This is a genomic window from Thermomonas hydrothermalis (assembly GCF_900129205.1).
Classification (GTDB): domain Bacteria; phylum Pseudomonadota; class Gammaproteobacteria; order Xanthomonadales; family Xanthomonadaceae; genus Thermomonas; species Thermomonas hydrothermalis.
Genome location: NZ_FQUK01000059.1, coordinates 5,698 through 9,169, shown reverse-complemented (window position 1 = coordinate 9,169; position 3,472 = coordinate 5,698). Strand labels below are relative to the sequence as shown.

Annotated in this window: 4 protein-coding genes; all 4 read left to right on the top strand. The window is 58.9% G+C overall.

What is annotated here, in order from left to right; translation table 11 throughout:
* A partial coding sequence (locus BUA29_RS11290) for a transposase (RefSeq protein WP_143148779.1) occupies nt 1-298 on the top strand: 298 nt, incomplete at its 5' end.
* Between the two features lie 44 nt (nt 299-342).
* Nucleotides 343-2,004, top strand: coding sequence for a type II CRISPR RNA-guided endonuclease Cas9 (gene cas9, locus BUA29_RS11280; protein ID WP_084602456.1), 1,662 nt, complete (start codon nt 343-345; stop codon nt 2,002-2,004).
* Nucleotides 2,005-2,008: 4 nt separating this feature from the next.
* Complete coding sequence (gene cas1 / locus BUA29_RS11275) at nt 2,009-2,893, top strand: type II CRISPR-associated endonuclease Cas1 (RefSeq protein ID WP_084602457.1); 885 nt, start codon at nt 2,009-2,011, stop codon at nt 2,891-2,893.
* Nucleotides 2,893-3,225 carry a CRISPR-associated endonuclease Cas2 gene (gene cas2, locus BUA29_RS11270; RefSeq protein WP_218587194.1) on the top strand — a complete coding sequence of 111 codons (333 nt, stop codon included), beginning with the start codon at nt 2,893-2,895 and terminating at the stop codon, nt 3,223-3,225. Before cas1 ends, cas2 begins: the two co-directional genes overlap by 1 nt.
* The last annotated feature ends 247 nt before the right edge of the window (nt 3,226-3,472 follow it).

Below are 3,472 nucleotides of genomic sequence, written 5' to 3'. Positions count from 1 at the left end.
CCCCACCGCCGAACCGCTGCTCCGAAAGTGGGTCTCTTGGGCACGACGGTGTCGGCTGACGCCCTTCAAGAAGCTCGGTGCCACCATCCGCGACCACCTCACCGGCATCCTGCGGCATTTCGACACCGGCCTGTCCAACGGCCAGGTCGAGGCCTTCAACGCCCAGATCCAGGCCGCCAAGGCCCGCGCCAAGGGCTATCGCACTGACGCCAACCTGATCGCCATCAGCTACCTGCTGTGCGCCAAGCTCAGGCATCTACCCCGTCACCCTTGGCTCCATGCTCCCCATCAGACATGAACCGTTTCCACTGGAATCGCGATTGAGCCGACCTTTCCCGTCCGCTGGACGAGCGCAGGAAAATCGCGAAAGCGCAGGAGGAATACCGCGAGAAGAACGAGAAGGACAAGGTCGATTTCGAGGCCGAACACGGTATCCGCGCCAAGAGCCGCGAGTTCGAGAAATTCCAGCTCTACCGTGAGCAGCAGGGGAAATGCGCTTATTCGCTCAAACCCCTCGACTTGCACCGCGTGCTCTTCGAGCCGGGCTATGCCGAAGTCGATCACGCGCTACCGTATTCGCGAAGCTTTGATGACAGCAAGAACAACAAGGTCTTGGCGCTCACCGAAGAAAACCGCAACAAGGGCAACCGCACGCCCTACGAGTACCTGACATCCTTCGGTGGCGAAGAAGGTGAGCGCTGGCGTCAGTTCGTCGCCTTCGTCGAAGCCAACAAGAACTATCGCCTTGCCAAACGGCAGCGCCTCTTGCGCAAGGATTTCACCGGCAAGGCGGCGAACGAGTTCCGCGAGCGCAACCTCAACGACACGCGCTACATCGGCCGCTTCTTCAAGAACTACGTCGAGGATCACTTGCAGTTGAAGGTCGGTGCCGACGGTACGGTCGCCAAGCGCTGTGTGGTGCTCAATGGGCAGACCACCGCCTTTTTGCGTGCCCGCTGGGGCTTGCTGAAGGTGCGCGAGGAAAGCGACCGGCACCATGCGCTTGATGCCGCTGTGGTGGCGGCGTGCAGCCATGGCATGGTCAAGCGTCTGGCGGATTACGCCCGTACCCGTGAACTGGCAAACATACGCGGCGGGTTCCCGGATCCGGAGACCGGCGAGATTCTGGATCCTGGCGCGTTCCGGCAGCTCGCCGTCCACTTCCCCGAGCCGTGGCCGCATTTTCGCGAGGAACTTCAAGCGCGCCTCAAGCTCGATGATCCAGGCGAGTTGCGTGCCAGGCTGGAAGCCTTCGGCACGTATCCGCCGGAAGCCTTGGCCGCCGTGCGGCCGTTGTTCGTCTCGCGCGCGCCGCAGCGGCGCAATGGCGGCGCAATTCACGAGGAAACCATCCGGTCTGCCAAACGGATCAATGACAAGGTGAGTTACGTGAAAGTCCCGCTGCAAAAACTCAAATTAGCGAGGCTCGGGGATATTGTCGGAGCTACATACTCGCGTAACGCGCCGCTTATTGCTCTGCTTCGGGAGCGACTTGAAAAATACGGCGATGATGGCACAAAGGCGTTCGCGGAGCCCGTATTCAAGCCTTCGAAGAATGGAAAAGGCTCGCTGGTCAAGTCGGTAAAATTGGCATCGACGCAAAAAAGCGGCATACGAGTCCGGGGAGGTGTGGCCGAGTTCGGCGAAATGCACCATGTCGATGTTTTCAAATGCGGCAATCGCTACCACTTCGAACCGGTATATCGGGCTCGTCCGGAAAGTTACATCAACCATCCACGCATACCGGATGGAGCCGAATTTCTGTTTGCCCTGAGCAAAAACGATTACGTCAGGCTTTGTCTCGATGGCGTCAGTTATGAGGGCTATTTCGTTATGTACGAGAGCGATGGGCGCATGACGCTTAGGGCGCATGACCAGCCAAAACCTGACAAGATGTATTTCCGCAAGCGTGTGGCGAATGCCACCAACATCCAGAAGTTCCACGTCGATATCCTCGGCAACCTCTACCCCGCACGGGCGGAGAAACGCCGTGGTCTGGCGTAGTGTGATGATCTCCCGCCCTGCCCGACTGCGGCGGGAGCATTATTCGCTTGCCATCGAGCAGGAGGAGACGGCCTTCGTGCCTTTCGAGGACATCGCCGTCATTGTTCTCAACCACCGTGAGATCACCCTCACCCATCCGGTGCTCTCGGCCTGCGCCGAATACGGCATCGGCCTCTATGCCACTGGGCACAACCATCAGCCGGCTGGCGTGTTTTTGCCCTTCCTGCCACATTCGCGCACCACGCGCCTGATGCGCCTGCAACTGGGCATCTCCAGACCCGTCGCCAAGCAGGCCTGGGCTGGCATTGTGCGCCGCAAGATCGAGAACCAGGCCATCTGCCTCACGCTGTGCGGCAGGCAGGGCGCGGAACGGCTGCACTCCTACGCACGACGCGTGCGTTCAGGCGATCCGGAGAACATGGAAGCCCAGGCGGCCGCCTTCTATTTCGCCCAACTCTTCGGTCCTAGCTTCAACCGTTCCTATCCGTGCTGGGGCAACGCTGCCCTTGACTACGGCTACGCGGTGTTGCGCGGTGCCATTGCACGTGGGCTGGTCGCACACGGCTTGCATCCGACCATCGGCCTTTTTCATGACAGCGAGCAGAATGCCTTCAACCTTGCCGATGATCTCATCGAACCCTTCCGGCCCATCGTTGACCTGCATGTCGCCAAACATGCAGCGCTCACCCAGGGCGACCTTATTCCTACGGATAAGCAGGCACTGGTTGCACTTCTGCACGTGGATGTCGGCATGCCGCAGGGGTGCATGTCGGTTCTTTCAGCTATCGAATATGCGGTCGAGAGCCTGGTGCGGGTTTTCGAGGGCGAAGCAAGATCACTCGACTTGCCCGTCCTGACTGGCTTGCAGGTGCACAGTCTGGAGAGTTGATGGGCATTGAAACAAAGCGATATATGCGCTTGTTGGTCTTCTTCGATTTGCCGATGGTCACGAAGGCTGAGAAGCGCGCCTATGTGCAGTTTCGCAAGTTCCTGCTCAGCGATGGCTACGACATGATCCAGTGGTCGGTGTATGGGCGCCTGCTGAATGGATCGGATGCCGAGAAGAAACACCTTGCACGCTTGATCAGAAACCTGCCGCCTGCGGGGTCTGTGCGTTGCATGACGGTCACAGAAAAGCAGTATGCCGGGATGCGTTTGTTGATCGGTTCGCCTACACATCAGGAGCAAAAGGTTGACATGAAGCAAATGCTGCTTTTCTAGCGACAGAGCGGATGTGCGAGTAAAGCTGGCACGGTGAATAGAGCTGCGCCGTGCGGCCTTTCATCTGCGAGTTCCTCGCGGGCCAAGAACGGGCGCAGGAAATTTTGGAGCAAAAACGGTCTCATCGAGCCCGCGCAGAGGGCAGGGCGAGCAGATTTTCGAAAAAAAGATCCCTGCCTAGCTAAAGCCAGACAGGGATTTTGCAAGGTCTATTGTAGCTATCCGGGGTGAGAGAGGGAGCTACAAC